Source organism: Cytobacillus sp. Hm23 (genome assembly GCF_051842895.1).
Taxonomy (GTDB): Bacteria; Bacillota; Bacilli; order Bacillales; family SM2101; genus Nanhaiella.
The window spans coordinates 1-24,420 of the sequence record NZ_JBPXRQ010000029.1; the positions used below are offsets into that span (position 1 = coordinate 1).

A 24,420-nucleotide genomic window follows, 5' to 3' on the forward strand; every position below is an offset into this window, starting at 1 on the left:
TACAATAAATACAGATATCAATGGAATTTAAAGAGGATGACCCCTGTTCAATACAGAGATCACCTTCTTAATGTAGCCTAGGCTTTTTTAAAACTGTCCTTTACAAAGGGTACACTTTACATATGAGCAGGATTATTATTATAGCACTATCTTAAAAGCTTTCAGAATTGAAATTTATAAATTGACACGTTCATAAAAGCATCATTGTGTGAAATGAGAGAATTAACGAACAGAGCTCTTTTCACTTGATCTATTAACATATCCAGATAAAAACGATAGCATGACATGTACGCCTGCTTTGACAGTTGAATTTGCTTGATCCTTATGTGGATCAAGACAAACAATATCCATTGCCTTCACTTTGTCACTTTGACCAGCAATATAAACTGCATCAAACAACTCATCTGCTCTCATCCCACCTGGTGTTGCAGCCGGTGCCCCAGGTCCAGCAGTAATATCTAGTACATCCATATCAACAGTCAAATATATTGTATCTACCTGTTTACTCAGTTCATCTATTGCTCGCTTTACTACGTGTTCAACCCCTTGCTTACGAGCCTCACGTAGTGTCGTATAATTCAGCCCACACTCGTCCGCATAGTTCTTTAATGATTTCGCATTAAAGAAACCGTGAAGGCCTATATTATATACATGCTTACCTTGTACTATCTCGTTTTCAATAAGATTTCTAATTGGAGTACCGTTCGCTGGACCAAATTCATCTACATCTCGTAAATCAAAATGAGTATCAAACTGTAAAATACCTATTTTCTCATTAGGATGTGACTGCTTCCACCCTTTCACTAGCATTGCAGTAATAGAATGATCTCCACCGAGCATGATTGGGAACACATGTGGATGATGTTGACGCATTGCTACCATTGCATCGGTAATATTTTGATGACACAATGCAATGTCTGTAACATGCTGTTTGACATCACCTAAATCTACTACAGAAAGATCCGTTAAATCAATGTCATAATCAATATTATATGTCGTAAAAGACTTCCATTCTCTGCGCATCGCCTCAGGATTCTCACTCGCGGCTGATGCACTAATTGATGATCGTGAAAGAGGTATTCCTAAAATAGAAATATCAAAGTTCTCCCACTTAACATCATGATTTACGGGTAATGTTTCAATCCATTCATGTACTTTAGGTTCTGTTATATTCTCGTTTCTATCCCAGCTAAATGGTGGTCGCTTAAGCAAAGGGTACGGATAATTAGACACAAAGCTTCCCTCCATCAACGACAATTTTTCCGTTTTTAATAACTGTATCAGTATGGTTCATGCCGTAATGGTATGGTAATTGCATATAATTCGGTACATCGACAATTAATATATCTGCTTTTTTTCCGACCTCAATACTACCTATTTCTTGTCCTCGTTTGATCGCATGAGCAGCATTGATTGTTGCAGCACAAATGACTTCAGCAGGAGTCATGGCCATTTTTAAACAGCCTAGATTCATAATAAATGGCAATGAAACAGTAGGTGAAGACCCAGGGTTACAATCAGTAGATAAAGCTACTGGGACACCTTTATCAATCATTTTGCGCCCATTTGCAAATTCAGCCATGAGGAAAAATGCTGTTCCTGGGAGCAACACGCCTATAACATCATTTTCTGCCATCATTTCCATACCTTTTTCCGAAGCTTTAAGCAAATGGTCAGCCGATACTGCTCCAACTTCTGCTGCAGTTTCTGCTCCGCCATATGGCTCAATCTCATCTGCATGGATTTTAGGAAGTAAGCCATGTTCCAATCCAGCTTGTAAAATACGCTTTGATTGCTCCGGTGTAAACACACCGTGTTCACAAAATACGTCATTAAATTCAGCAAGTTTTGTCTGAGCAACCGTAGGGATCATTTCATTTACAACGATATCTACAAACTCATCAGGTCGGTCTTTATACTCGGCAGGTACCGCATGTGCACCCATAAAAGTAGAAACAATGTCAATGACGTGATCTTCATTGAGCTGTTTTGCTACTTCAAGCTGCTTTATTTCATGCTCTAATGCTAAGCCATAGCCACTTTTCGCTTCCACAGTCGTAACACCATGAAGTAAAAACTGATCTAATCTACGTTTACTTTCCGCGTACAATTGATCATGACTTGCTTCCTTTGTTGCTTTTGTCGATGCATGGATGCCACCACCAGCATTCATAATATCCATATAGCTCGCACCTTTTAGGCGCATATTAAATTCATTTTCCCGGCTTCCTGCATGCACTAAATGTGTATGCGGATCTACTAAGCCAGGTAAGATCACTTTGCCTCGCGCATCAATCACTTCTGCTTCATCAATTCGATTCTTAAATTGTTCATGTAGTTGTTCATCCGTACCAACAGCTATGATTTTGTCGTTCTCCAACCAGACACTGCCGCCTTTAATTACTTCAAGGTTTTCCATTTGCTCTAACTTACGTGGATGTTCTGAACTACCTTTCAGCGTTATCACTTCATTTGCATTTCTAATAAAAAGTGGTTTCATAATTACCCTCCTCCCCTTAATCCATCATTGGAATGTGTATACCTTTTTCTTTTGCTGTCTTTTTCGCTAAATCATACCCCGCATCTGCATGACGAACAACTCCCATACCAGGATCTGTCGTTAACACACGTTCAAGCCTTTTTGCAGCTTCTGGTGTTCCATCAGCAACGATGACCATACCTGCATGCAATGAATATCCCATTCCTACACCACCACCATGATGTACAGACACCCAGCTTGCACCACCGATGCTATTTATTAAGGCATTCAAAATTGGCCAATCAGCTACTGCATCACTTCCGTCCATCATGCCTTCAGTTTCACGATTTGGTGAAGCTACTGAACCAGAGTCTAGATGATCACGTCCAATAACAATTGGTGCTTTCAACTCACCGCTAGCAACCATGTCATTAATAATTTTCCCAAATTTAGCGCGCTCTCCATAACCTAACCAACAAATGCGAGATGGTAACCCTTGAAATTGGATTTTTTCACGAGCCATTTTAATCCAATTGCATAAATGTTTATTGTAGCTAAACTCACGTAAAATGACTTCATCCGTCTTATAAATATCTTCTGGGTCTCCTGATAAAGCAACCCATCTGAAAGGCCCTTTTCCTTCACAAAACTGTGGTCGAATATAAGCTGGTACAAAGCCAGGGAAATTAAAAGCTTTGTCCACTCCTTCATCCTTTGCTACCTGCCTAATGTTATTACCATAGTCGAAAGTAATCGCACCTAGTTCCTGCATTGTTAACATCGCTTTTACATGTTCAGCAATACTCTTCTTAGATTCACTCTCATATGCTTTTGGATCAGCTTTACGTAACTCATCTGCCTTCTCTAGAGAATAGCCTAAAGGTATATATCCATTAATTGGATCATGTGCGGACGTTTGATCTGTTAGTACATCTGGAGTAAATCCTTTGCTAATCATTTCTGGTAATACTTCTGCAGCGTTTCCTAATAAGCCAATCGATAGTGGTTTCCCCTGTTCCTTCGCTTCACGTGCCAATTGTATAGCTTCATCAATACTTTCTGTCATTATATCTAGATAGCGTGTTTCAATGCGTCGTTGAATTCTAGTTCGATCTACCTCAATAGCAATACAAACACCTTCATTTAAAGTGACAGCTAAAGGCTGTGCTCCACCCATACCACCTAATCCGGCTGTTAGAGATATCGTTCCTTTTAGTGTACTATTGAAATGCTGGCGTCCAAGTTCAGCAAACGTTTCATATGTGCCTTGAACGATCCCTTGGCTGCCGATATATATCCAGCTTCCAGCTGTCATTTGTCCATACATCATTAAGCCTTTTTTATCAAGCTCATGGAAGTGGTCCCAATTTGCCCAAGCTGGCACAAGATTTGAGTTTGCAATTAACACTCTCGGTGCATCCGTGTGTGTTTTAAACACCGCAACTGGTTTCCCAGATTGAACAAGCATCGTTTCATCGTCTTCTAAATTGTGTAAAGTTTTTATAATAGCATCATAGCTTTCCCAATTACGAGCAGCTTTGCCAATACCTCCATATACAACGAGATCTTCAGGTCTTTCTGCTACATCCTTATTTAAATTATTCATGAGCATTCTTAATGCTGCTTCTTGAACCCAACCTTTTGCATGTAATTCTGATCCTGTATAATTTTCAATGCTACGCTTATTTGTACTCATCATAAACACCCCATTATTCATTTCTTATGAGTAAGTATACTAGGGGAAATTTCAGAAAAATAGAACAAAACTTTGTGAAATTCAAGACGATATCAAGTTGGCATGATGAAAATAGAAGGATTTACGTGAAATTATAGTAATTTATTTTGTTATTAGTATTTTTTTGTGATTTTCGGTGTATTCATCATTGTGCCATTTTACAGATAACACACATACAAAATTTGCATCTTATGAGGCTTTATTCGTAACCTTTGTAGTTCTCTCCATCTTTGTACCATAAGAGGTTGCTTTATATGTAAGTCATCATTTTAAAAAGAAAAGATTCCGCCAACCTTCCTAACCAAACAACATGCTAGGTGAAAACAGCCTTTATGAAGAATGACTATACTCAACTGTTTTCATTCAATAACATAGCAGCAAAGCTCACTCACCAATACACCTTTTTAAACATAGGTCTAATTTAAATCTATATCTTTCTCCATTCTATACTCTCTAGGAGTAACACCCATCACCTGCTTAAAAATTCTACTGAAGTAATTTGCATTTCGAAAACCAGCTTTATTTGCAACCTCTTTAATTGATAAATCTGTTTCCCATAACAATCTCTTCGCAGCGTGAATCCGAAGGTTGGTCACAAGCTGAATAAAAGATATGTTCATTTTTTTGTTAAGTAAATGGCTAAAATAGCTGGGGCTTCTACCTGTGTATTTTGCAACGTCCTCTAATGATAAAGTTTGATGGTGATAATTCCTTTCAATATATGCTACGCCTAGTTCGACGACATCGTGACGTGAGGATTCTAGTTGATTTTGAGCACCATCAAATAAATGACCCGTAAACAGAATCATTTGTTGAACAGAACGGTATAAGACTGGACTATATAAAATCTCTTCAAAAACTTTATGGTATAACTCTTCGTACACCCCTTGATCTAAATAAAATGATTTCATATATCGACGTATTTGTGCTAGTATGCTCGTTAATCTAGTCCGTACCAAGCCTGGTTCAGGAAAAGGCTCTGAAATTGATAGAAAATGACGGTACATCCATGACTTAACCATATCCTTATCCTTATTATTAAGCATATCTATCCATTCTCTTTGCTCTTGAGGAGTTAAAAAAGGGTCAATGGTATTCCATTCAACATTCTGCTTTACATGTATAAGTTGCCGGTATCCTTTAAAGTATGTTACTTGTAAAGCACCTTTTGCTTGCATGTATGCTTCGTGAAGTGATTTAATCATCCCTTGGCTATGAATAACGATGGCCATTGGTTCATTTTTTTCTTCATCCCAATCTTGAAGGAGTCGATTTCCAACTGCTTCTAACTGTTTTGTATTTTTGTTTTGAAAAACTAATACAATTAAATCACTGATAGGTAATAGTAATACATCCTCCATTACATAATAGGTTTCAAGAAATAAGCGAAGCTCAGCTAACTTATTTTGATCTTCAGTTTGTAATACCATTATAGAATCAGCCGTTTCATTTTGATGATCTTGGATAAATAGCGAACGATAAGTTGTAGTATTATACATATTAGCTTGACGTTGTTTAGAGCTATGTTCCGCTCTTAAAACATTAACTGAACGATACAAAGTTTTCTTTAATGATTCTGGTGAATTTGGCTTTACTAATAAATCAACAGCTTGCAGCTCTATCGCTTGCTTTGCACGCTCATATGTCGCTTCGGCTGAAACAGCTATGACGATTTGTGTATATTGTTTTATCCTGCTCAATAGTATGTTCCAATGCTCTCTTGGGATCATATCAAGCTCTAGAATTGTTACTTCTGGAACATCATTTTCAAGGTAGATAATAAGCTCATCAAATGAACTAGCTAGCAATATTTGTTCAAATGAAAATGAGTTTGCCGATACTAACCAACGTATGCCTATCCTTTCATCTTGATCACGGTCTGCAATAAGTAATTTCATATGACTTCTCCTTATGTAAGTCTCTTTTTTACATTATAAGAAAACTAATTTATATGATAAAGTAATGAGAGATATATTTTTATTTTGAGAGGAGCTTTAAGATGAATACATATCCAAACACAAATGCAACAATTGAGCTTATTAAAGAACTAGTATCTATTCCAAGTCCATCTGGCCATACAGACAACATCATTCAATTTATTGAAGATAAACTTACTAACATCGGGGTCGAGACTAGACGCAATAGAAAAGGTGGACTGCTTGCAACCCTTCCTGGAACTGACGACACGAAACATCGAATGTTAACTGCACATGTGGATACACTTGGAGCTATGGTCAAGGAAGTCAAGAGTAATGGGCGGTTAAAACTTTCGATGATCGGAGGTTTTCGGTGGAATTCTGTTGAAGGAGAATATTGTCAAATTGAAACCTCAGACGGCCGAACATATACAGGTACCATTCTGATGCATCAAACGAGCGTTCATGTATATAAAAATGCTGGTGAAGCTAAACGTAATGAAGAGAATATTGAAGTTAGAATTGATGAAAAGGTAGTGAATGCAGAAGACGTTCGCTCTCTAGGTATCGAAGTTGGAGATTTTGTGTCATTTGATCCTAGAGTTGAAGTTACTTCAAGCGGGTTTATTAAATCTAGACATTTAGATGATAAAGCAAGTGTAGCTATCTTACTACAACTAATTGAACATATCAAAAAAGATAACATACAGCTTCCACATACAACACATTTTCTTATTTCCAATAACGAAGAAATTGGCTATGGTGGTAACTCGAATATTACACCTGAAACCATTGAATATTTGGCAGTTGACATGGGCGCTATTGGAGATGGCCAATCTTCTGACGAATATACTGTGTCTATTTGTGCGAAGGATTCTAGCGGTCCGTATCATTATGGCCTTAGAAAAAAGCTAGTTCAATTGGCTATCGAAAATAATATTGACTATAAGGTTGACATATATCCTTATTACGGCTCTGATGCATCCGCAGCTATACGTTCAGGATTTGATATTGTTCACGGACTTATTGGTCCTGGTATTGAATCATCTCACGCATTCGAGCGTACCCATCAAACTTCAATAATTAATACTGAAAAGCTACTTCTTTCATATGTTCAAACAGCAACAATATGTTAAAACTTGTATAGTAGGTGGAGCCTAACTCCATCTACTCTTTTTTTCCTTCATTTGTCGATTAAGATTCATCCATAAATGTTTTCCTCTGTAAAAAATGGGTAGTCATTATCCGCATATGTCTGTATCAACTTTTTCATTAAACCCATATACATAACCTAAAATAGATTACACATTTTTGGAGATGAAGGATTGATGCTAAAAAAAACTGCCTTAATTATTGCATCCCATCCTGATGACGAACTGCTTGGTTCGGGTGCAACTATAAAAAAATTAATAAATAGTGGATATGAAGTTATTACTGTAATAACTGCTCAAGGCCGTAACAAAGAAGATGAATATATCATCAACTGCTGTTTAGAAGCCAATAAAGAGTTAGGCGTAAAAGAAATTATTTTCCTCGAGTATCCTAATTTAGAAATGGAAACTTTCCCACTCCACCTTATTAATAAGAAAATTGAAAAGTTAATTGCAAAATATCAACCTTGTAAAATATTCACTCACCATTATGGTGACTTAAATAAGGACCATCAAGTTACATTCCAAGCTGTTATGACTGCTGCACGTCCTATAGCCGGAAGTTCCCCAATCGAAATAATTTGCTTTGAAACAGTTTCATCTACCGAATGGACTCACCATACTAATGACCAAACTTTCAAACCAAATTACTATGTTGACGTAACTGATACAATTGATAATAAATTGAATGCCCTTAAACATTACGATGTTGAAATGCGCCCTTTCCCTCACCCCCGTTCGTTTGATGGGCTAAAATTTTTAGCAAGGTATAGAGGGATGACAGTCGGCGTACATTATGCTGAGGCTTTTGAAATAATTAGGAGGATCCAACATGAAGACAATTGGTGATTTTTCAAATAAACAGATAACAATTTCCAAGTTAGCAAAACTACAAGTTCCCTCACCAGATTTACTTGCAATGATGGATCATCATTTCCAACAACAATTACTTAAGAAAGACATGAAAGACCCATTCGAGGATTCAAATAACGACAACATTCAATCTTCAACAAAGTCTGTAAATGAAACATGATGACAAATTAAACTAGAGGGCACAAAGGGGAAGTAGACATTGAGAATATTACTAACGACTTTTTGGAACTATCCTCATGTTGGAGGTTTATCTAACTATATTACTAATCTAAAACACGGCATGGAGAATCGTGGCCATGTCGTTGAAATTACATGTCCAAACGAGTTTGATGGTTATGTAAACACAAAGAACAACATAAGTGACTATTTGAGGAAATTTTATCAACAACGCTACGGTAAAGATAAGAAGAAGTTTTTTCAGCTTGATGTTAACTTTTACACATATTTAACACATTTAAGTCAACAAAACCTTGAGGGTTATGATATTTTACACGCTCAGGATTTAGCAACTGCGAATATTTTAGGTATTCTTAATGAACATTATGAAAAACCACTACTTTATACTCCTCACGGGATTTTAAGCCTCAATAGAATAAAATTTAAAGAAGTAGACAAAGATTCACTTTCAGCAAGGTACTTTATTGAAATTGATAAAAGGGCTGTTCAATATGCGGATAAGATTATCATCCTATCAGATCATTTCCGTGAACCGCTTAAGCAATTAGGTGCACACGATTCAAAAATGCTTACAGTTCATACAGGAATAGAAGAAACTGAAGAAATAGACCACACCAAAGAGAATCGCCATCAAACGATCATTTCTTGTATTGCCCGTCTTACTCAACGTAAGGGTCACCATATTTTGTTGGAAGCCCTAAACATGATTAAAGAGCATTTAGATCATGTAGAAATTAGGGTTATTGGTGACGGTAAGACGAGAGATGATTTAGAACAACAAGCACGACATTTACGTTTGTCAAATGTTGTGTTCTTAGGAAGTAGAGACGACATCCCTCAGCTATTAAAAGAAACGGACATTTTTGTTTTACCTACTATAAATGATAGTCTACCAATTTCTATCATTGAAGCGATGCATATGGGGTTACCTATCGTTTCATCATATGTAGGAGGAATCCCCGAATTAATTCATCATCAGAAGGAAGGTTTACTTTCAACACCAGGTGACATTGAAACACTCTCAAAGCATCTGCTACTACTTATTCAAAATCCCTCTTTAAGAAACGAACTAGGGGAAAATGCCCGCAAGTTTGCACAGGCTGAGCTAACAGTTAACGAGATGTCAAGAAAAATTGAACAGGAGTACCAATCTTTATTATAGAAAGGTAGTTGGAATATGGTTGAGCGTAAGCATCCTGCAATCGTTCTTGATTTAAGTGCAAATGGAATTGGGATTGTAAGAAGTTTAGGTAGAAAAGGAGTGGATGTATATGCCTTTGATACAGGGAAAAAATACAAAATCGGGAAAACATGTTATGCAACATGTAAGGGTTGTCCAGATCCCATTAAAGATGAAGAAAGCTTGCTTACTTTCCTATTGAACTTAGGTAAGACATTTTGCTGTAAAGCTGTCCTATATGCTGGTTCAGATGATTTTCTATATTTTATGTCTAAGCATAGAGAAATATTGTCTATGTATTATTTATTTTTATTACCTGAGCACTCAACCGTTCATGCATTAATCGATAAACGTTTAACGTATGAACTAGCTACAAAGCATAATATACCAAGCCCGACAACCTTTTTTTTAGATAAGGAAGAAGAATTGGAAGGTATTCTTAACAAATTAACATTTCCGTGTATCATAAAACCTGTTTACGGACACAAGTTTCGTCAACATATTAATAAAAAAATTATCATGGTTCATAGTGCAGAACAATTAAAAGCTGTTTTTCCTTACTATCGACAATTTGGTGAGTTAATGCTACAAGAATTTATTCCTGGTGATGATAGCACTTTTTACAAACTGGCTACTTTTCTTGATGAAGATATGAATGTAAAGGCTCTTTTCACACTACAAAAGCTTCATCAATTCCCGCCAAACATGGGTACAGGCGCCCTCATTATTAGTAAAAGGGATGAAGAAATCATTAATGTTGGCTTACCGTTTCTAAAAGAATTGGAGTGTAAGGGAGTAGCCATGGCCGAATTTAAAAAAGATCCCCGTGACGGTGAACTTAAGTTTATTGAGATCAATTCTAGATTATGGCTTTCTCATAGTTTAACAGAGGCTTGTGGTATAGATTTTGCTTATTTATACTACCTTTACTTAACTGGTCAAGACCCTGAACCGAGATTGTATCAAATAGAAGACATTAAATGGATCTATCTTGTACGGTATTACCTTGCCTACCTCCATAAAAAGGAACATGGTGAAATGACTTTTAACGACTTCAAGAAGGGACTAACAGGAAACAAACAATATGCACTATTCGCATGGGATGACCCGATGCCATTTTTGCGCAGTACATTTTCTCATCTTTATAATTCTTGGAAAACTAAAAAACAGGAAGAGAATACATGATGGATATTGCCAACATTAAAATGATTTTTCAAAACACCGATTTTCATCATCAAATTAAACATAAGTTTGGCAAATATAAGTCATTTGTTCCTGATTCCATTCAGCAATTAAGAGCATCACCGAAAAGTATAATTTATAAATTAGACATCTCAACAGAATTTGGTATTCAACCAATTATTTTTAAACGTTATATAGGGTCAAAAAATAGAAATATTGTTGAAATAAATTTATATGAAAAAGCTCGCTCCTTTTTAAAAGAGTTTATGCCAACAATATACGCAACTAAATCAAAAATATTTGATAACGAAACATGGATGTTAATAGAATATATTGAGCCTTTGCGTGGACGAATTCATCCTCCAAATCATTTTGACTATATCATACCAACAGTTGCAAAATTACATGCCCACTCATATGAGCAACATTTCTACGATAATATCGATTTGTTTAACCCCTGGTTTCCAACATTTCATCCGAAGAAAGCGAAAGCAAGAAGACAAGCTAAAATACAAAAAACAAAATTGTATCTTATTGATGCATTACACCACAAGCGCTTAAAGAAAATAATAGAACCTACGCATAGCATAATACAACAAATATTAAGTGAAAGCTCATTTTCATTTCCTGAACTAGTAAAAGATGGACAATGTATCGTACACGGTGACCTTCATTTACAAAATATCTGCTGCAATCATTTAAATCAAAATACTAACAGTCATATTCGAATGATTGATTGGGAATCGTCTAGATTTGCATCAGGTTGGTTTGATATCAATTTACTAATTGAAAGATACCTTGGATTACGTAATTCCGAGAAAAACAATGATGATAGCATTCGTAACCATTGTGTTCAATTATATACTACTGAAATGAACAAAAGAGGAATCACCTTTCAAAGTGACCCTATGATATTATATAAAATGTCCTATTTACAGTACGTCCTTGAAACAGGCTTACTTGTACAATTACAAAAGGAGTTTGATGGTACAAAAGGTGTATTGCTTACCTATTATCTAGATAAAGTTTTGAATTGGGGTAAAGAACTCAATTTGTATAGCTAATACTTTTCTAGATGTTCAAATAAAACGTTCGTTAAAAAGACACGATTCAAACACTATAGGTTGTACGCAATAGCTATTTTGTTAACGAAGAAAAGCTACAGTAAATGCAAGTTATGAAAAACATCAATCTAAGAGGCCAAGTTTCAACATAGCTACATAAAAAAGGTGTATCCCACTCAAAGATATTGATGAAGGCTACACCTACTTCAGCTTGTTATATTAAGTATTCACTGATTTTGACCGCAATGCTTTCGGTATATACACACAGAATGGTTCACTTTCTAAAAAATCTCCAGTTACTGCATACGACCTTGCACGTGAGCCACCACAAACAAAGCGGAATTCACATACACCGCATTTCCCTTTAAATTTGTCTGGATTTCGCAAATCTTTGAAGATAGGGGAATTTCTATAAATATCTGCTAATGTCTTCTCTCTAATATTCCCAGCTTTGACAGGAAGTAAGCCACTCGGAAATACATCACCAATATGAGATATAAAGACAAAACCATTGCCGTCATTGACACCTTTTGGTGCTCGACCTAAACCATCAATTTGACCCGTTTTTCCTTCGTTTAAGGCATCTACATAACGGATAGCTCGATCTGTATCTTTTGCTTCTTTCATTTTCTGTTGAATAACGACACGACGGTAATGTTGTGCAGCTGTTGTTTTAATATCAAACGGTACCTTTTTACTTAATTCATATAACCAGTGAAAAATCTGTTCGTGCTGTACTGGAGATACCATATCTGACTCTTTCCCCCGTCCAGTAGGAACGAGAAAAAACACACTCCATAAGACACATTTTAACTCTTCTACAACCTTAGCCATTTCTTCAAGCACATCAACATTGTAGCGAGAAATCACTGTATTAATTTGCACTGGAATTTCTAACTCGTGTAAATATTTTATGGCATTCATTGTTAGATCAAAAGATCCTTTCGTTCCACGAAAATGATCATGTACTTCAGCTGTTGGACCGTCTAAACTAAAAGCCCACCGTGCTAAACCAACCTCTTTTGCCTTCTCAATCGCTTGTTTTGTTACATTTGGAGTGGCACTAGGTGTCATGGATACCCTTACACCTTTTTTTATCGCATAATCTGCAATATCATATACATCTTCCCTCATCAATGGGTCTCCACCTGTAAACACCAACATTGGGTTATCCATTTCATAAATCTGATCTATTAATTGTTTCCCTTCCTCAAAGGATAATTCTCTAGGGTCCCGTCTAGTTTGAGCTTTTGCTCGACAATGCAAGCAGTGTAATTGACAAGCACGTGTTAATTCCCAAATGACTATAAATGGATTTTTATTAAAATCTCGATCAAACATAAGGACTACCTCCTCAACATTCATGTAAATATTGTAATTATTTTGATTTGGGTATGTATGTGATATGTATCACATATTCTTGTGGACAAATTGTGAATGGTAACTAGTGAAAAAATTATCAACAAGTGAACTGAATCACACCAAACTTAATTGAAAATTATTATCATTAAATCAAAGGATATGACAAGGAGGAATAAAAGGTGAACGATACAGGAGCAAAAAACATCGTTGAGTTAGATGTAAGAGAAGATATAAATAAAAAGCTTCAGCCATTTCAAAAAATAACAAATACTGTTTCGTCATTGAACGATGATGACATTTTTATATTACACGCACCTATCAAACCTACACCCCTACTTACAATTATGAAAACAAAAGGTTTTACTTATACCGTTGAGAAGGTAGCAGCAAAGCATTGGAAAGTAACCTTTGTGCGAGGTGAGAAAAATGATTCTTGATAATCGAGGTCTAGAGCCTCCCCAGCCAATGATGAGAACACTTGCAGCATTGGAAAAACTTCAAGATAACGAAGTTCTTTCAATTATTAATGATAGACGACCTATGTTCTTATATGAGCAATTGGATGAACTCGAGTTTACGCACCATACTAAACAACTAGACGATGGTACTTATCAAATTGATATTAGAAGATGAAAACGGGTGATACTTTATGTTTCCACAGCAAGCTACGACAGAAACAAATATAAAGCTTCCATTCTTATTTATTTTTTTTAGTTTATTAGCCTTTCTAGCAAGTCAATTTATTCTCGTTTTTCAAGGCGAGAATATCGTAAAAGGTTTGTATAGAATCCCTGAATTATGGAGTAGTGCACATTTGCTTATTCTCGGATGGGCAGTGATGGTGGCAATGGGGGCAATGTACCAACTGGTTCCTGTTGTTTTCCTTACTCCCATTTGGAGTGAACGCTTAGGCTTTTTTCAATTTTTCTTAAGTGCTATAGGGGTTTCTAGCCTGGCGTTATCATTTGTATTTGCACCTAAAACAATTCTATACAGTGGAAGTATTGCTTTATTTTCAATATTATTATTTATCTTTCAAATGTTGATGACCATGAAAAAGCAAGAGAAGTTCAATATACTCACATTGTTTGTTGGTAGTGCACTCATTTGCTTATTGCTTACATTGGCTTTAGGTATATTGTTAGCATATAATTTGCAGTTCGGAACAGTATTATTTCAACATATTCCACTTTTAAAAACACATATTTTATTTGGTATCGCAGGCTGGTTTACTTTATTGATTTTTGGTTTTTCCTATAAAATGGTGCCGATGTTTGCTCTTGCACACGGATTTTCAATGAAGTTAGCCACTTGGGTATATAGTGTTTATGTATGTGGCTTACTTTTAACAGGATTTTCTTTTTTGCTAGACCTTTCAGCTTTATTACCAATTGGTGTTAGTGGATTATTCATTGGCTTTAGTCTATTTACTGTGCATATATATTTCATTCTTACAAAAAGAATTAAGAAAAAGCTTGATAAACCTTTTATGTTTTCATTATTAGCTATTTTAAATGGTTTTTTAATACATTTAGTAGCAATGATTATCTCTTTTTTCCCTAGTCTCTATCATTGGTTTCCAACACTTATATTACTCTATATTATCGCTTGGATTGTGTTAAGTATTATGGGATACCTATACAAAATAGTTCCGTTTTTATGGTGGACCCATCGATATAGTAAAGAGATAGGTAAAGAATCTGTTCCTACGTTAAAAGATATGATTAATGAGAAAATGAGCATACCTACTTTTCTTGCTTTTCTAATAAGCATTGTTGTAATAGCTTTATCTATTATCGTAAAGAGTGTTCCGTTATATACGATCAGTCAATTAGTAATGTTATTAACTACTGCCACCTTTTGTTTTTCAATTGGCAACGTCATTCGGAAATAAGGAGGAGATTTTAATGAACTTAACAGATACAGTGTACAGTCGTTTATATGAAGTGATTGATCCAGAGTTAAACATAAATATCGTTGACCTCGGTTTAATTTATGATGTTACTATATCCACATCTAATGATGTTTCAATTATCATGACATTAACTACTCCTGGTTGCCCTTTACACGATAGCATTGTAAATGGTGTTAAGCATGTTATAGAGGAACTGGAAGAGGTTCATACAGTTAACGTTCAACTTGTATGGGAGCCAGCATGGACACCACAACGTATGTCAGAAGGAGCATTGCAAACTTTACAAGGAATATAGTGACTCCATGTAAGTTAAATCGAACTCGGTGAATCAGGTGGTAACTCTCTTCCACCTGATTGGTTGTTATTGAACCTTAATAGCAGGCTCTATTCGGATTAATTGTTTTTTTAATAAGGCTGTTTTCGCATTGATTGTTGCTTTTCGTTCAAAGATATTAGCACGTATATATCTAGCCTTCGTGGCATCTTTTCTACTTATACAATTATTGAGTCTCATAAAAATCGTAATATAGTCCATTTTAAATTAAAATAGCAACTAAGTTTACGAAAAGAGTCTTTATTAAACACGCACAAAACTAGAGTTCGGGGGATCTTTTCTTCTGTAACATAATGACTAACATTTAAAAGCTACTTCTTATAGTTCAAATTTGTTGAGAATAGCATCATATTGAAACTGTGATGCTAACCATTTACCCAAACAACATTACTTTTGAGTTAATGACAGAAAATTACCCAAGAAACAATTCGCTCTTAGCCAAGGGCTTTTTTTATGAATTTTTTTCATAAGAACTAAACAAGTTGCATCTCTCCTTCTATAAAACGATGATTAACGAGGAGTAAAACATCAGCTTTATCTTATAGATTAGGAATAAAAGTAACAAAGTTAAAACATTTATTCGGCTAGAAATGAAAAAAGATCAACTTATTGCAACATAAAGAGAAAGAGATGGAGTTTTTTTAGCCTCCACCTCTTTTACAATAATTTCCAGTATATATACATCAAATGTATTTTACTACTTCCTTATCCATGAACCCCTAAAGCAATTTTTGCATATCTTGACATGCGATCTTTACTCCAAGGTGGGCTCCAAACAATACTAACTTCTGTCTCTTTCACTTCTGGTATATCCGCTAAATTTCTCTTTACATCCTCTGAAATAGTTCCTGCTAATGGACATCCCATAGAAGTGAGAGTCATTGTAACAGTCGCAGTTCCATTATCATCTATATCAACACCATACACTAAGCCTAAATTAACAATATCAATACCTAACTCTGGATCAAGCACATTTTCAAGTGCGCCCATTATATTTTCTTCTAAAGCTTTATCCATGTTTTTCACCCTTTCGACCTACTTGAGAATCATTTTCATTATATCATATATGTACCAATTAGCAAAAAAATTACTTCTTTTCAGTACATTTTCTTATTGCAAATATGAACGATTTGTTACATTTATAGTCGCAGATACTAGCTATATCGGAATGAATTAACATAGGGCAATGTAATCATACTTACTCTTATTATTTTTCATTTTATTACAAAATAGTGGACAAATTTTTTCCATTCAAGGTACACTTAAAACAATCGATGGTTATTTTCTACTATGTAAATAGTATAATAAATGTTTTATTATGTAAGATAAATTATTTTTACAAAGGAGACATTATGAGCTTTCAACAACATTTAATCGCATTAGATTTAGACGGTACTTTATTAACTGATGATAAAAAGATTTCCTCATATACGAAAGAAATGATCATGAAGGCTCAAATGGCAGGTCATATTGTTGTTATTGCAACTGGAAGACCATACAGGGCTAGTGAAATTTATTATAATGAGCTTAATTTAAAAACACCCATTGTTAATTTTAATGGTGCCTTCGTTCATCATCCAATCGATCATAATTGGGGATTATATCATACCCCACTTCATTTAAATACAGCGAAGGATATCGTAGAAGCTAGTGAGCAATATGATATTAAGAATATTTTAGCTGAAGTGATGGATGATGTTTATTTTCATTATCATGATGAAAAGTATTTAAATATCTTTAACTTTGGCAATCCAAAAATTGAAACAGGTGACTTAAAGCAAATTTTAACTCACGACCCTACGAGTATTTTAATTCATGCAGAAGAGAGCCACGTACAAGAAATTCGTTCCTATTTATCAGATGTACATGCAGAAATGATTGATCATCGCAAATGGGGAGCACCATGGCACATTATAGAGATTGTAAAAGCTGGATTAAATAAAGCCGTTGGTTTGAAAAAAATTGCTGACTATTATCAAATTCCTCGCAGCCGCATAATAGCTTTTGGCGATGAAGACAATGATTTAGAAATGATTGATTATGCTGGATTTGGAATTGCTATGGGAAATGGAATTGATGAATTAAAGTCCCTTGCTAAAGATATTACCACTACAAACGAACAAGATGGAGTCGGTAAGGCTTTAGCTAGTATATTAAAACTTGATAACTAAATGATAATGGTTAATTAATGTTCCAACTAACACTCACAACCATATAACAAAGGGCAATTTTTGCATTCTTTGTTGCCTATCACCACTTACTCGAACACTTTGCTTTTGCAAAATCTCAGATAATTAATATTTATTACAAATAACAACAAAGTTTATAACAAGTGTCTTAACCTAATCATTCATGTATATATAAACAATTGTTAGCCAAAATATAAATGATACTGACTCAATAAATCGAGTGTAGCTTAAGATAAACCAAGTAACATGTTTCAATATACACCTAGAAAGATTTTATTGAGTTAGTTTCTTCAGGATGATTTAAGGGGGGCTACTGATGGGTAAACGTAATAAATCCAAACGCTTCGTTCAACAAGGTGTTGACGCTGTTGAAAAACATGATGAACGGATCCCTTATCACACGACATATGCAGAGGCAGAGGAAAGACAAAAAATCTCAAATGTTAAAGAATCATCAATTGGTGGGGCATAACGATGGGAAATCAATTGTTTCAACAAGCTCGAGAAGCAGTTCAATTAGCTGAACAGGCTGCTGAATCTGAAGATGCCTTGTCAGCGGCAAAAAATGCACTGTCCTCAGCATATGCAAACTCAACGATTGCCGAAAAAAAGCAATTAAGAGAGCTTCAAAATAGGTTAGACAATTTACAACATTAATAAATTGTTTGAATAATTATTAAGGGTAGGAAATCAGCTACAAAATAGCTCTTGATTTCCTACCCTTTCTAATTGATTATTCTTTTCGAAAGAAGCCAAAGATTCCTGCTGTTTGAACAATATTAGTAAATGCATTCTCGTCGACTTTTTTGATGATTCTTTCTAAATCATACAATTCATACCTCGTGATTACGATTATCATCATTTCTTGACTTTCATTTGAAAAACCACCCTTTGCAGGGACTGTCGTAATTCCCCTCACTAACTTTGAGTGAATTGCCTCTTTTAGCTCATCTGCTTTTTTTGTAATGATCATCGCTGTTAGTTTTTCATGTCTAGTATGTATTGAATCAATAACTCTTGTTGCTACATATAAGGTCACCAACGTATATAGTGCGTATTCCCAACCATATAAAGAACCAGTTGTTATAATGATTACGGCATTTAATGAGAAGAAATATACACCGATAGGGCGATCATTGATTTTAGATAAAACTAGCGTTATTATATCAAGTCCACCTGTAGAAGCGCCATATTTCAATGTGAAACCAATCCCTACTGCTTGAATGACTCCACCAAAAACTGCGTTCAATAAAATGTCTTCAGAAACATGAACGATAGGTAAAATTTGAAGAAAGAATGACATCGATGCGACACTTAAAAAACTATACAGGGTAAATCTTTTCCCTACTTTTTTCCAACCTAGGATCGCAACTGGCACATTTAGTAAGAACAGAAAAATACCTGTTGATATTTGAAATGGTGTGAATTGTCCAGTAATGCTCGATAGTAACTGCGAAAGACCTGCAAAGCCTCCAGCATAAATATTGGCAGGAATTAAAAAGAAATTAAGTGCTAATGCATTTAATAATGCACCTAAGATGACTATTACAAACTTTTTTACTTCATGCATAATTACTATGATTCCCCTTTTCAACTAAATTTCTACTCCCAAAACTTGAACATTCTAACTGTTCATTTTATGTGGCTGTACGTTTTATTTGTTGTTATTCTTAGTAAAATATAAACAATCAACTATATAAGTAAACTAGCTACAAATTTTGAATAAAGTGCCTTTATCAACTATTTTCACTGCTGTGATGTATTAAATTAAACATATTCTACCCAAACTTGCAATACTATAATTTCTTTTGTCATGATAAACTTATTGAGTAGGCTTTAATTTATTAAAGTAGCAATTTATTTAAAGAGGTGCTTGGATGAATACAAATATTATTGCAGACAGCGGCAGTGACCTACCGCTTGATTTTTATCGCAATTCAAAAGTAGATTTAATTCCTTTATGTGTTAATGTTGATGGAACAGAGTACGAAGATTTACTCTCGATCAAACCTAAGCAAGTATATGATGCGATGCGACAAGGAAAGATAGCAAAAACATCACAAGCCAAGCCTAGCGAGCTAAGAAAGCTATTCTTAAACTTAGCAAAACAGCAAAAATCTTCAATTTATATCGCTTTTTCTTCTGAACTGTCCGGTACATATCAAACTGCAATGTTAATGAGAGAGCAAGTTTTAGAAGAATACCCAAACTTTGAACTTACAATTATTGATTCAAAATGTGCTTCTTTAGGATACGGATTAATTGTAGAAAAGGCTGTAGAGCTCTCAAAAACACTAGCATATCAAGAACTTATCGAAGCTATCCAATTCCACTGTAAGCATATGGAACACATATTTACAGTTGATAACTTAGAATATTTGGCTCGCGGAGGAAGAGTTAGCAGAACCTCTGCTTTTGTAGGAGGTTTACTAAATATTAAGCCTTTATTGCATGTTGAGGAAGGAAAGTTAATACCATTAGAAAAAATTAGAGGTAACAAAAAAGTAATCAAACGTATGATTGACCTTATGAGAGAACGAGGAGTTGATTTATCAACTCAAACGATCGGTATCAGTCACGGAGATAACGAAGAAGGAGCACTATTGTTACAAGAAAAAATTAAAGAAGAATTTGGCTCCGATCAATTTTTAATAAATACAATAGGCTGTGCGATTGGAGCACATGCTGGACCAGGCACGCTAGCGTTATTTTTCTTGAATGATAAGTATAGTCAATAAGCTACATACATTCTCACTAACGCGGACAAGCTATTATAGATTATAACTACAGGCTCTTTTCCTTACATTGTTGTTGCTATTGACTGTAACTAGAAAAAATTATTCAGTTATATCACATACCAACAGCCAATTTGAAATCAGCCGATTTAAAAGGAGTGTCTCTCTATGCCGCATACGAGTGATAATGACAAAAAAGCAAAAGATAATAACGCACTGCACCACAAACAAAATTTACAGAAAGAACAAAACCGCAAACGTGGTGAACGCCAATATTCACAGGATACAGATCATAAATAAGCATTACAAACACTACTTTACGTTTTCTAATTCCGATTAAAGAGTAATTAGCCAACCTTCGGAGACTGTCCTCTGAGGGTTTTCTGCTTAAGCTAAATTATTGCTAAGATTAGAAAGGCTAGTAGTAATTCGTAATAATCTTCTATATAGTCAGAGGTTTCCGGTACCATTGCTTGTCAAATTACTTATACCTCATCTTGCTTGCTAATTTAATAACAATAACATCCGTGTTTACAATATAAAAACAGCCATCACTCTATGAGTAAATGGCTGTTTCGTATGTTAGTATTTCGTTAATCAACCAGTTGCTTTACTACTTGGTGAACCAGCTTGATTTAATCTTTCAATTAATCCAGAACCAAATTCTGGAGAAACAGGATTATGTTGATCTGATAAAATACCTTCTCGTAACTCATAAGCTGTTGAACCGTGCTCAGCAAAATCTAAGCCGCCGATCTCTTCTTCACGAGATACCCTAATTGATCCAAGACGAGTCATAATGAATAGTGCAACACCTAATGTGGCAACGGTCCATACGATTACTGCTGTAATTCCTAAGGCTTGAATACCAAGTAATTGAATTCCACCACCGTAAACTAATCCTGCTTGAGTATCGAAGAAGCCAACTGCTAATGTTCCCCAAATTCCAGCAACTCCGTGAACTGCGATAGCACCTACTGGATCATCAAGCTTTAACTTACGATCAATAAATTGTACTGCTTCAACTAAGATGATACCTGACACTAGGCCGATAATGATTGCACCAACTAAAGAAACGTTTGCAGTACCAGCTGTAATCCCTACTAATCCAGCTAAAGCACCATTTAAAGTTAATGAAGCATCAATTCTTTTATAGCGTAAGTTTGTGTAAAATGCAGATGCTAAAACACCACACGATGCTGATAATAAGGTAGTTGTTACAACATGAGGGATTAATTCTGGATCAGCTGCTAAAGTACTTCCTCCGTTAAAACCAAACCAACCAAACCATAAAATGAATACACCTAGTGCCCCTAGTGGGATATTATGACCAGGAATGACATTTACTTTACCCTCAGAGTATTTGCCAATTCTTGCACCAAGAAAGAATACTGCAACTACTGCACCAAGTGCACCTGTTAAATGAACAACTGTTGATCCTGCAAAATCAACGAAACCTAATTCAGCTAACCATCCGCCATTCCAAATCCAATGTCCAACTACAGGATAAATAAAACCTGTCATTAAAATCGTAATTAATAAATAGCTAGATAACTTAATTCTTTCTGCTACAGCTCCTGAAATAATCGTTGCACATGTTGCTGAGAAAACTGCCTGGAATAAGAAGAATCCAACGTCAGCCTCATGACCATTTAAGGCAAATCCACTTGTACCGATAAATCCACCTGCACTTGATCCGAACATAATTCCATATCCAACTAGAAAATAAAGCACTGAAGCGATTGAAATCGTCAACATGTTCTTCATTAATATATTTAATGCATTTTTAGAACGTGTAAATCCACTTTCTACCATTGCAAAACCAGCATGCATAAAGAATACAAGCAACGCTGCAACCATGATCCACATCATATCCATCGATGATTGTAATGCAGTTGTGGTTGGACCTTCAGCAAAAGCAACAGACGACATGAATAAACTAATAATAAGTGTTAAAAGTGCTGTTCTTTTCATTCTTCTCAACTTAATCTCTCCCTTTCAATATTGGTTTTATCGAATTATAGTATTGCTTGCTTTCCAGTTTCACCTGTACGAATCCTAACAGCATCTTCGATAGGTATGATAAAAATTTTCCCATCCCCTACACTGTTCGTACGACATATCGATTGAATGATGTTAATGATTTCGTCTACCTTCTCGTTTTCAACGACCATTTCTACTTTAATTTTTGGTACTAATGTGATCTCGAATTTACTTCCCCTAAATACCCCTTTTTGACCTTTTTGCTTACCACATCCAGCAACCTCTGAAACAGTAAGTCCATTGACACCGATAGTTTCTAATTTATTGCGTAGATCCTGAAAGTGTTCAGGACGAAAGATCGCTTCAACTTTTTTCAATTTCATTTCCCCCTCTAACTCTATGTTACATAAGTTAACGTGACCTTGTTATATTATGTATCTTATTCTAAGTGAAGTTTCAGAAAAAAGCAACAACTTTTTTGTGTTTTATGTCAGAAAATATAACATGACTTAATTTAATCAAATAAAAGCATATTCTTCTGTGAAGCATATCGCTAAAATATTGACTACCTACTACTAGTGGAGATAATCTAGTAAAGGATATATTTTATGTATGCTCATTTAAAAATGAATAAAAGGAGTTTAATATTAATGAAAAAAAGGTTACTTACTTTCCTATTTATACCATTTATCCTTATACATGGCGTATTAGTTCAAGCTGAAAATAATGAGGCTACAACTTTGGAGGATGAAACAATCTATTATGTAATAGTGGAGAAATTCTTTAATGGCGATACATCAAATGATCAAGAGGTTCCAAATGACGGTTATGGGGGTGACATACAAGGCGTTATACAAAAACTCGATTATATTGAAGAAATGGGTTTTAGTACTATATTGTTATCATCCATTTTTAACAGCGACTTTAGTAACGATAATGAAAATCTTGCTATCAAAGAATACTATGGAACGAAAGAGGATTTAATAGCGTTAGTAGACGAAGCTCATAAACGGAATATGAAGATAATTGTAGATGTTGAAACCACAAAGGAAATGCCAAATAATATTGCGGAAGCTTACATATCTTTGCAAGAAGAAACAGGTATTGATGGTTATCATATATTAAATATTGGCTTGTACCCTAGTGATTTCTGGAAGGAATTTATTAACGATATCAAATCAAGCAATCAAAATTTATTCTTGCTCGCAGATGAACTAACTATAGAATCTCAACTTGAAGACACGTATAACGGTATAGGCTTTGATGCAATTGTAAGTCGTTCCTATTACGAAGAAGCTTCTAATAAATTTGTAACAATTGATCTACCACTTGATACTATTAATAGTGTATTTAACCAAACAAATAACAACAACCAAGAACAATCCGAAACGACAGTGAAAATGATCGATAGTCCTCAAACAGATAGATTTACAAGGAAAGCCACAGAACTCGATCAATATCCCGTCACAAGAATCAAACAAGCTTTGGTTCATTTGTATACAACACCTGGGGCGCCTGTTGTATTATATGGATCTGAAATAGCATTAGATGGTGGTAATGGAATTCCTAATCAACTACTAATGAATTTTCGAACAGAGAAAGAATTATCTGATTATATAACTAAATTAAGTGAACTTAGAAGCACACTACCTTCATTAACCTATGGGGACTTTGAAATGTTATATGAGGAAGATGGCATGCTAGTCATTAAGCGGACATATAAAGAAGAAACAGCTATTGCTGTCATCAACAATACCTCTGAAACAAAGACAGTACAATTAGATACAAATACGCTTGAAGAAGGAAAAGAACTTAGAGGATTATTGGCTGGAGATTTAATTAGAAGTGAGGAACAAGGATACAAGGTAACAATAGATCGGGAGGAAGCAGAAATTTATGTTCTTGCTGAGAAAACCGGTGTAAATTTACCATTTATGCTAATGGTCTTTGCTGTTCCAACCTTGTTTTTACTATTTTTATTTGTGAACAAAAAGGTTCATAACAAATAAGAGGATATCCTAGACATAAAGTAAAATTAGTGATTAGACAAGCGCCTCGACGCCCATTAAAAGTATCATAAGGGCTATTCTACGAGGCGCTTTGTGCTGAAAATATTCTTAAATAGCCATTAAAATGACTATTTAA

The 24,420-nt window shown here is 35.1% G+C and carries 25 protein-coding genes; 16 read left to right on the forward strand and 9 right to left on the reverse strand.

Translation table 11 applies throughout. The annotated features are described in order from the left end of the window. Nucleotides 1–222 precede the first annotated feature (222 nt). The 4 genes from ACSVDA_RS16880 to ACSVDA_RS16895 all read right to left on the reverse strand — a co-directional run bounded on the left by ACSVDA_RS16880 (nucleotide 223) and on the right by ACSVDA_RS16895 (nucleotide 6,112). Nucleotides 223–1,248, reverse strand: a complete 1,026-nt coding sequence (locus ACSVDA_RS16880; protein WP_485884578.1) for an agmatinase family protein — start codon at nucleotides 1,246–1,248, stop codon at nucleotides 223–225. Further along, the gene (hutI, locus tag ACSVDA_RS16885) at nucleotides 1,226–2,500 is read right to left on the reverse strand and encodes an imidazolonepropionase (protein ID WP_485884579.1); all 1,275 of its coding nucleotides are present in this window, start codon (nucleotides 2,498–2,500) and stop codon (nucleotides 1,226–1,228) included. The genes ACSVDA_RS16880 and hutI overlap by 23 nt, the downstream gene beginning before the upstream one ends. A gap of 16 nt (nucleotides 2,501–2,516) precedes the next feature. Continuing rightward, nucleotides 2,517–4,175 carry a urocanate hydratase gene (hutU, locus tag ACSVDA_RS16890; RefSeq protein WP_485884580.1) on the reverse strand — a complete coding sequence of 553 codons (1,659 nt, stop codon included), beginning with the start codon at nucleotides 4,173–4,175 and terminating at the stop codon, nucleotides 2,517–2,519. A gap of 455 nt (nucleotides 4,176–4,630) precedes the next feature. Continuing rightward, nucleotides 4,631–6,112: a helix-turn-helix domain-containing protein gene (locus ACSVDA_RS16895; RefSeq protein ID WP_485884581.1), complete on the reverse strand. Its 1,482-nt coding sequence runs from the start codon at nucleotides 6,110–6,112 to the stop codon at nucleotides 4,631–4,633. A gap of 101 nt (nucleotides 6,113–6,213) precedes the next feature. Between ACSVDA_RS16895 and ACSVDA_RS16900 the strand changes: the two genes are divergently transcribed. The 6 genes from ACSVDA_RS16900 to ACSVDA_RS16925 all read left to right on the forward strand — a co-directional run bounded on the left by ACSVDA_RS16900 (nucleotide 6,214) and on the right by ACSVDA_RS16925 (nucleotide 11,757). Beyond that, the gene (locus ACSVDA_RS16900; RefSeq protein WP_485884582.1) at nucleotides 6,214–7,266 is read left to right on the forward strand and encodes a M42 family metallopeptidase; all 1,053 of its coding nucleotides are present in this window, start codon (nucleotides 6,214–6,216) and stop codon (nucleotides 7,264–7,266) included. A 192-nt stretch (nucleotides 7,267–7,458) separates the two neighbouring features. After that, complete coding sequence (locus tag ACSVDA_RS16905; RefSeq protein ID WP_485884583.1) at nucleotides 7,459–8,130, forward strand: PIG-L deacetylase family protein; 672 nt, start codon at nucleotides 7,459–7,461, stop codon at nucleotides 8,128–8,130. Continuing rightward, nucleotides 8,114–8,314: a hypothetical protein gene (locus ACSVDA_RS16910; protein WP_485884584.1), complete on the forward strand. Its 201-nt coding sequence runs from the start codon at nucleotides 8,114–8,116 to the stop codon at nucleotides 8,312–8,314. The genes ACSVDA_RS16905 and ACSVDA_RS16910 overlap by 17 nt, the downstream gene beginning before the upstream one ends. A gap of 39 nt (nucleotides 8,315–8,353) precedes the next feature. Continuing rightward, the gene (locus ACSVDA_RS16915; protein ID WP_485884585.1) at nucleotides 8,354–9,493 is read left to right on the forward strand and encodes a glycosyltransferase family 4 protein; all 1,140 of its coding nucleotides are present in this window, start codon (nucleotides 8,354–8,356) and stop codon (nucleotides 9,491–9,493) included. A 15-nt stretch (nucleotides 9,494–9,508) separates the two neighbouring features. Beyond that, nucleotides 9,509–10,696, forward strand: coding sequence for a carboxylate--amine ligase (locus ACSVDA_RS16920; RefSeq protein WP_485884586.1), 1,188 nt, complete (start codon nucleotides 9,509–9,511; stop codon nucleotides 10,694–10,696). Beyond that, complete coding sequence (locus tag ACSVDA_RS16925; RefSeq protein WP_485884587.1) at nucleotides 10,696–11,757, forward strand: aminoglycoside phosphotransferase family protein; 1,062 nt, start codon at nucleotides 10,696–10,698, stop codon at nucleotides 11,755–11,757. Before ACSVDA_RS16920 ends, ACSVDA_RS16925 begins: the two co-directional genes overlap by 1 nt. Before the next feature lie 219 nt (nucleotides 11,758–11,976). Here the strand turns inward: ACSVDA_RS16925 and ACSVDA_RS16930 are convergent, their stop codons facing one another. Further along, complete coding sequence (locus tag ACSVDA_RS16930; RefSeq protein WP_485884588.1) at nucleotides 11,977–13,098, reverse strand: TIGR04053 family radical SAM/SPASM domain-containing protein; 1,122 nt, start codon at nucleotides 13,096–13,098, stop codon at nucleotides 11,977–11,979. Between the two features lie 200 nt (nucleotides 13,099–13,298). Here ACSVDA_RS16930 and ACSVDA_RS16935 point away from each other — a divergent pair, with 200 nt between their 5' ends. The 4 genes from ACSVDA_RS16935 to ACSVDA_RS16950 are packed head-to-tail and all read left to right on the forward strand — an operon-like array spanning nucleotide 13,299 to nucleotide 15,329. Beyond that, nucleotides 13,299–13,556 carry a DUF2249 domain-containing protein gene (locus ACSVDA_RS16935; protein WP_320208181.1) on the forward strand — a complete coding sequence of 86 codons (258 nt, stop codon included), beginning with the start codon at nucleotides 13,299–13,301 and terminating at the stop codon, nucleotides 13,554–13,556. Continuing rightward, nucleotides 13,546–13,752 (forward strand): DUF2249 domain-containing protein, encoded by a 207-nt coding sequence (locus ACSVDA_RS16940; protein ID WP_485884589.1) that lies wholly within the window; start codon nucleotides 13,546–13,548, stop codon nucleotides 13,750–13,752. Before ACSVDA_RS16935 ends, ACSVDA_RS16940 begins: the two co-directional genes overlap by 11 nt. Nucleotides 13,753–13,768: 16 nt before the next feature. Then, nucleotides 13,769–15,013, forward strand: coding sequence for a hypothetical protein (locus ACSVDA_RS16945; protein ID WP_485884590.1), 1,245 nt, complete (start codon nucleotides 13,769–13,771; stop codon nucleotides 15,011–15,013). A gap of 13 nt (nucleotides 15,014–15,026) precedes the next feature. Further along, nucleotides 15,027–15,329 carry a metal-sulfur cluster assembly factor gene (locus tag ACSVDA_RS16950; RefSeq protein ID WP_485884591.1) on the forward strand — a complete coding sequence of 101 codons (303 nt, stop codon included), beginning with the start codon at nucleotides 15,027–15,029 and terminating at the stop codon, nucleotides 15,327–15,329. Between the two features lie 744 nt (nucleotides 15,330–16,073). On the opposite strand, the gene ACSVDA_RS16955 is transcribed toward ACSVDA_RS16950, so the two are convergent. Beyond that, complete coding sequence (locus ACSVDA_RS16955) at nucleotides 16,074–16,385, reverse strand: metal-sulfur cluster assembly factor (protein ID WP_320208185.1); 312 nt, start codon at nucleotides 16,383–16,385, stop codon at nucleotides 16,074–16,076. A gap of 335 nt (nucleotides 16,386–16,720) precedes the next feature. Between ACSVDA_RS16955 and ACSVDA_RS16960 the strand changes: the two genes are divergently transcribed. From ACSVDA_RS16960 to ACSVDA_RS16970, 3 genes are all read left to right on the forward strand, one after another. Next, the gene (locus tag ACSVDA_RS16960) at nucleotides 16,721–17,539 is read left to right on the forward strand and encodes a Cof-type HAD-IIB family hydrolase (RefSeq protein ID WP_485884592.1); all 819 of its coding nucleotides are present in this window, start codon (nucleotides 16,721–16,723) and stop codon (nucleotides 17,537–17,539) included. 334 nt (nucleotides 17,540–17,873) lie between these two features. Beyond that, nucleotides 17,874–18,029, forward strand: coding sequence for a hypothetical protein (locus ACSVDA_RS16965; protein ID WP_214482509.1), 156 nt, complete (start codon nucleotides 17,874–17,876; stop codon nucleotides 18,027–18,029). A 2-nt stretch (nucleotides 18,030–18,031) separates the two neighbouring features. After that, nucleotides 18,032–18,214 carry a DUF3813 domain-containing protein gene (locus tag ACSVDA_RS16970; RefSeq protein WP_485884593.1) on the forward strand — a complete coding sequence of 61 codons (183 nt, stop codon included), beginning with the start codon at nucleotides 18,032–18,034 and terminating at the stop codon, nucleotides 18,212–18,214. 76 nt (nucleotides 18,215–18,290) lie between these two features. On the opposite strand, the gene ACSVDA_RS16975 is transcribed toward ACSVDA_RS16970, so the two are convergent. Further along, the gene (locus ACSVDA_RS16975; protein ID WP_485884594.1) at nucleotides 18,291–19,127 is read right to left on the reverse strand and encodes a YitT family protein; all 837 of its coding nucleotides are present in this window, start codon (nucleotides 19,125–19,127) and stop codon (nucleotides 18,291–18,293) included. Between the two features lie 307 nt (nucleotides 19,128–19,434). Between ACSVDA_RS16975 and ACSVDA_RS16980 the strand changes: the two genes are divergently transcribed. Further along, on the forward strand, nucleotides 19,435–20,295 hold the full coding sequence (locus ACSVDA_RS16980) for a DegV family protein (protein ID WP_485884595.1): 861 nt from the start codon (nucleotides 19,435–19,437) through the stop codon (nucleotides 20,293–20,295). Nucleotides 20,296–20,460: 165 nt separating this feature from the next. Next, nucleotides 20,461–20,592: a DUF3941 domain-containing protein gene (locus tag ACSVDA_RS16985; RefSeq protein WP_214482502.1), complete on the forward strand. Its 132-nt coding sequence runs from the start codon at nucleotides 20,461–20,463 to the stop codon at nucleotides 20,590–20,592. Nucleotides 20,593–20,889: 297 nt separating this feature from the next. On the opposite strand, the gene ACSVDA_RS16990 is transcribed toward ACSVDA_RS16985, so the two are convergent. Both ACSVDA_RS16990 and ACSVDA_RS16995 read right to left on the reverse strand, forming a co-directional pair. Beyond that, entirely contained in the window at nucleotides 20,890–22,266 is a 1,377-nt protein-coding gene (locus ACSVDA_RS16990) for an ammonium transporter (protein WP_485884654.1), read from the reverse strand. A 44-nt stretch (nucleotides 22,267–22,310) separates the two neighbouring features. After that, a complete protein-coding gene (locus tag ACSVDA_RS16995; protein ID WP_214482501.1) occupies nucleotides 22,311–22,652 on the reverse strand; it encodes a P-II family nitrogen regulator in 342 nt (113 codons plus the stop codon). Nucleotides 22,653–22,925: 273 nt separating this feature from the next. Between ACSVDA_RS16995 and ACSVDA_RS17000 the strand changes: the two genes are divergently transcribed. After that, nucleotides 22,926–24,284 carry an alpha-amylase family glycosyl hydrolase gene (locus ACSVDA_RS17000; protein WP_485884596.1) on the forward strand — a complete coding sequence of 453 codons (1,359 nt, stop codon included), beginning with the start codon at nucleotides 22,926–22,928 and terminating at the stop codon, nucleotides 24,282–24,284. The last annotated feature ends 136 nt before the right edge of the window (nucleotides 24,285–24,420 follow it).